At 39.3% G+C, this 5,156-nt stretch carries 4 protein-coding genes; 1 reads left to right on the top strand and 3 read right to left on the bottom strand.

The genetic code is table 11. From position 1 onward, the window contains the following. Positions 1-1,004, top strand: a 1,004-nt coding sequence (locus AB7E53_RS06515; RefSeq protein ID WP_446774800.1) for an acyltransferase family protein, incomplete at its 5' end; no start/stop codon positions are given. A 68-nt stretch (positions 1,005-1,072) separates the two neighbouring features. Here the strand turns inward: AB7E53_RS06515 and AB7E53_RS06510 are convergent. From AB7E53_RS06510 to AB7E53_RS06500, 3 genes are all read right to left on the bottom strand, one after another. Further along, positions 1,073-1,753, bottom strand: coding sequence for an MIP family channel protein (locus AB7E53_RS06510; RefSeq protein WP_446774798.1), 681 nt, complete (start codon positions 1,751-1,753; stop codon positions 1,073-1,075). 106 nt (positions 1,754-1,859) lie between these two features. Further along, positions 1,860-2,651 (bottom strand): DUF4382 domain-containing protein, encoded by a 792-nt coding sequence (locus tag AB7E53_RS06505; protein WP_446774796.1) that lies wholly within the window; start codon positions 2,649-2,651, stop codon positions 1,860-1,862. Positions 2,652-2,793: 142 nt separating this feature from the next. Next, positions 2,794-4,671, bottom strand: coding sequence for a glycoside hydrolase family 127 protein (locus AB7E53_RS06500; RefSeq protein WP_446774794.1), 1,878 nt, complete (start codon positions 4,669-4,671; stop codon positions 2,794-2,796). Between the last annotated feature and the right edge of the window lie 485 nt (positions 4,672-5,156).

Here is a 5,156-nt window from a genome sequence, read left to right as displayed (position 1 = left end):
TCTTTATTCACGCCCACCTGTCTTCCGATTTTGTTAATATAACGGCCTCAGATTATCCGGTTTTCTATGTCGTGAATGAATTCGTTTCTAATATTCTAGTCAGAGTATCTGTTCCTCTTTTTTTCTTTTTTTCCGGTTTTCTGTTTTATTATAAAGCTGATTTCAATGGTATTACCTATACAAGAAAGGTAAGAAGCCGGATACAGTCCCTCCTTATCCCGTATCTGATATGGAATATATTCCTGTTAGTGTTATACTACCTTGCTCAGAAAATACCAGATATCAATGCCCTGTTTTCTGGAGAAAAAGAACGGATTGCCGATTTCTCTGTGGTTGATTATTTACATGCATTTGGGATTGGCAGCGATTTTCCAATCAACTACCAGTTTTGGTTCTTAAGAGATCTTATAATTCTGGTGGTGGCTGCTCCTTTGATTTTCTATTTTATAAGGAGCACTAAAGGTTACGGAATTCTTCTTTTAGAAGTTCTTTGGCTATTTGAAGATAGATTGCCTTATAATCTGTTTCTATTGAGTTCGTTGTTCTTTTTTGGATCAGGAGCTTTTTTTAGCATAAGTAAGACTGATTTTACGCAGGTTTTCGGTAAGATATGTTATCCCGTAGTCCTACTATACCCGTTAATGGCAATCAGTGATCTCTTTCTTCTGGATCAACCATATACAGTCTACTTACATAAAGCGACTGTTGTTGTAGGAGGAATTTGTTTGATTTCGATTGTATCCATCTGGTTAAAAAGGGGGATGAAAGTAAATAATACACTTTCTTCGGCTAGTTTTTTCGTTTTTGCAATGCATGAGCCCGGCTTAAAACTAATAAAGAAACTTGCTGTTTCACAGCTTCCACATTCGGAGTTGGTGCTATTGTTAATTTATTGGGGTGCTCCTGTTCTTATGATTCTTATTTGTATTGCATTGTACAAAATTTTAAACACCCGATTTCCCGCATGCATGAAAGTCGTGACGGGGAATAGATCGGGTGTTTAAGATAGCGGTCTTACTTCATTCATTGCTACATATTCTCTTTTTAAGAATATCGCTAATTGAACTAGTCATTATTTTACCGCTTTTTCATTGCTTTCGAAGTATTTCCAGACAATAGCGGAAATGGCTGCCCCTATAAAAGGTGCAACAATGAAAAGCCATAACTGCGTTAATGCGATTCCTCCTCCAACTAAAGCCGGACCTATACTTCGTGCCGGATTTACTGAAGTCCCGGTTATTGGAATACACACAATGTGGATTAAAACCAAAGTAAGTCCGATTGCCAGTCCACCAAATCCTTCGGGGGATTTTTTGCTTGTGGCTCCAAGAACCACTAAAACAAAGATAAAGGTGAATACGGTTTCAGCAATAAAGGCCGGGATGAGATTCCCTTCGGCAAAGCTGTTTGCTCCATAGCCACTTAAGCCCATTCCGGATGAGATTGATAATAGGATAAACGATCCCAATAGTGCTCCGATCACCTGAAAAATCATGTATAAGACAGCTTCGTTAACTTTTATCCTTCCGGCCAGTAAAACCCCTAAAGTAATGGCTGGATTGATATGACAACCAGATATTCCGCCAATGGCATAAGCCATAGCTACAACAGAGAGCCCGAAGGCAATTGCGACACCAAGTGTTCCAACGCCGCTTCCAACAGCTTCAGCTGCCCCTCCGGCAATTACTGCACTCCCGCATCCCATAAGGACGAGGACCATCGTACCAATCATTTCTGCGATGTACTTTTTCATGTCTTTTTATTTAAAGGTAAAACAAAGAGAAAAAAATAGGATAGAAAAGAAATAGTGTAAAATAGATATGCCCTTCCGGATTATTGGAAGGGCATAAAGTGTGTTGTTACTGAGCTAGATTGATGATTCCAAGATCTTTGTTTGTGCCTCCAAATACGTCGACATTTGTCGAGAAGAGCACAATATCAGAATCTAAAGACTGGAATTCTACTTTATAGGTACCTGTCTTTAAACCGTGTAACATAAAGTAGTTGTTTAGCGTTGTGTCGGAAATTGCGGATATTGTATCCTGACCGGCAACCGTGAAAACATGATAAGGAACTTTAGCTGGAAGGATGTTACCATAAACTGCTGCTGTATTTTCAACAACATATGCTCTGATAACCGGTTTAAGAGAATAACCTCCATTTCCTTTTTTTACAATTGATTTAGATGCATCAAAATCGATCATCACTGCATACCCGCTGCTCGTTACGATGTTTTCTTGTACATTAAATTTAAGTCCCGACTCCTGGGCACTGGGTGTAGAAATTGGAACTACAGTTCCATCTTCCAAAACCAGTTCATTGTCATCACCAAGGATCAATCGGATTTGCGAGATATGTTCACCTTCCAATAATGTGATATTTGAAAGTAATGTATCTTTTCCGTTCGTAAAATCCAATAAATTGTATGTAGCCTCAGTAATTGGCAGATTTTCCCAAGTTTCGCCGTCAATAGAATATCTTACTTCTTTAATATCTATATTAACAGCTTTGTAATTTTCTGAAGTCGGTGCATCTGTAAGGTAGAACTTAACTTCGGTTTGTTTATTAGCCGAATTCTCATCATCCGAACACGATACCATAAACGTACCCATAACCAGCAACATGTAAGCATACCATTTAAACTTTTTCATAACTTGAATAATTTAATAATGAATAAATTAAAATAATAATGTCTGCAAAACTTACAAGTCACAGCAAATATACAGCTAGATTTCTTTAGTTGTATTCCCGAAGATAAGATTGTCTTTTTTTTGTATTTGTTTTGTCTACGAATTAATAGTTGGAGTACTCAGAATGCATAACATTGAGAGGTTTTGGCAGCCATACCCGGTATCTTTCGGACTCAGACCAGGTATTTCCAGCAGACGAGAAATCGCAAAAGTGAATCTTTCTGGCTGCTCCGGCCTCTTCCATGTTTGTTCCAGTTATCGCTGAAGTGGTAAAACTCATCCACGCAAAAGGCGATGTCTGATTTTCGGGCTCCAATGTAAGATAGCCTTCTTTAGGTAGAAATTTGATTGCTTCGTCTACATCACCATCTTTAAACCGACTGTCGCGGGCAAGTACAATTGGTCCCCGTTGAATAGCCTGGCTATTATTTAATTGAACGAGTTTGGCCCGTAAATCCAACGTAAGCGTAATCTTGTCTCCTTTATTCCATGTACGGTCAAGCAAATAGTAGCATCCTCTTGTAATATCTGTTACTTCCTGTCCGTTTACAGCCAATGATACCTGGTTGCTCCAGGCGGGTATACGTATGCCTATCGTAAATCGGGCACTTTTTTCCGGGATAATTTCCATTTCAATATTTCCATCAACCGGATAATTAGTGTTTTGTTTGATGTAGACCTGCTGCGTTCCGTTTAGCCGGGTCTTTAATTCCGATGTAGTAAATAAATTTACGTTGATGCGGTTTTCTTTCACCTGATAAGCTACCTGGGGCAGTAGAGCAAAGGCTCGGGGACCGTTGGCGTTACAACAGTTTATATGCATTCCGCACTGTTCTTCCCCTTTGTGCCTGCATCCTTCAAGCGGACTGTATTTGGCAATTTCGGATGCATCGTCTTTCATGGATGCAAACAACGCGTTGTAGGTTGTTTTTTCTATTTGATCGGCGTAAATCGTATTGCCGGTAAGAGAGAGCAGCGTACTGCAAAGCTTCATCCATGTAAAGGTTACACAAGTCTCCATCGTGTGATAGGTTGCCTGATCTTGTTTTGTGCCTCCTCCATACCAACATTCAAATGCACTGCCCGAGCCGGCAATATTGATTTCATCTTTAATTATATTGGCAACGCTTTTTTCTACAACCGATATATACAACGGATTGCCTGTAACTTTATATAATTCGAGCAAACCTTCATAGCACGACATCATTTCGTACGCCTTTTGTCCGTTGTCCCACGACCACCAGGTAGCGGGGGAGGGGAAGCGCTGGGAAACAGGAATATCATCAAGCGCTTTGCTTATAAGTTGAGGACCATCGGGCGTCTCCCATTCCTGCACAATATATTTGGCAAAAGAAAGAAATCGCTCTTCTCCAGTACGATTATAGAGGAACATGACCGGTTCCAGAAAAGAACTACTGGGCATGCCTCTGTAGTTCCCTGTTTTTACAATACTTTTTCCGCTATCCTTTAGTTGTTTAATAAGATGGTCTGTCATCTTTATCGCAGCATTCAGCACTTGCTTGTCGTTACTAATGTCATAGTAAGCCAGTAATCCAAGCAAAGTATATTTGCGTCCCCAAATATCCCAATGTTCAAGCTGATGATCCGGAGAATAGTTCCCGATATATCCATCCGCAGTCTGAGTTTTTAATAAATCTGTTACCGCTTTTTGTATGATAGAAAGAAGTTCAGGATCTTTGGTATATCGATAAGACGCAATGGCTCCTTGTATCCATTTACCCCAAAATTCACTTTGCCACAAACGGCTTTCATTCCTGGATGTAAATGGCTTTACCAGATGATCAACGTCTTGCGTCTTTACCCGATGGGTAATACAGGCATCAATACGGCTACCCATGTACCCGCTGATTTTTAGTTGTTCTACAGTGGACTGCTTTTTAGTACTTGCGGCACTGCTTGTAATACTGATGCAACAAAAGCATATCAGTAAACATGAAAATTGAAAAGAAATTCGGTTCATAATAGCAAATAGAATATGGTTAACTTGTTTTATTTATTGCATCCATAACTTAATGGCGGATTTCTAATCTGTAATAAGTCCCGGGATCAAATACAAAATCTAAACGGATTACAAAGTTATCAAAAGTTTTTTTAACACACTAAGCAATCATTTCTTAAGGTGAATTATTTTAATTCCTTAACTCCGGTGAATCCTTAGGGGGCTGGTTTAAAAATGATATATCTTTTAATACAAAAAGTATATACTTTTTTGGGAATAAGTATATACTTTTTGGACTATAAGTACTGACAAAAATTCGTATCTGTATTACAGCAGTAAACCGGATGCAACTTCTTCTGCAACAGCATCTCCCTTAAGTGCTTTAAGTATGGATAGTGCAAAATGAAATACAAGTCCGGGACCTTTGCCTGTAATTACATTGCCATCTACTTCAACCGGGCCTCCGGATGGAGTGGCTTCAATAAGTTTAGGCTCAAACCCGGGAT

Source organism: Macellibacteroides sp. (genome assembly GCF_050251695.1).
Classification (GTDB): Bacteria; Bacteroidota; Bacteroidia; order Bacteroidales; family Tannerellaceae; genus Macellibacteroides; species Macellibacteroides fermentans.
The sequence above is the reverse complement of the archived record's forward strand: the minus strand, read 5'-3'. Positions and strand labels throughout refer to the sequence as shown.

Excerpts from the sequence above, each read along its gene's own strand:
- AB7E53_RS06505 (WP_446774796.1), bottom strand. The coding sequence starts at position 2,651 with ATGAAAAAGTTTAAATGGTATGCTTACATGTTGCTGGTTATGGGTACG.
- AB7E53_RS06500 (WP_446774794.1), bottom strand. The coding sequence starts at position 4,671 with ATGAACCGAATTTCTTTTCAATTTTCATGTTTACTGATATGCTTTTGT.
- AB7E53_RS06510 (WP_446774798.1), bottom strand. The coding sequence starts at position 1,753 with ATGAAAAAGTACATCGCAGAAATGATTGGTACGATGGTCCTCGTCCTT.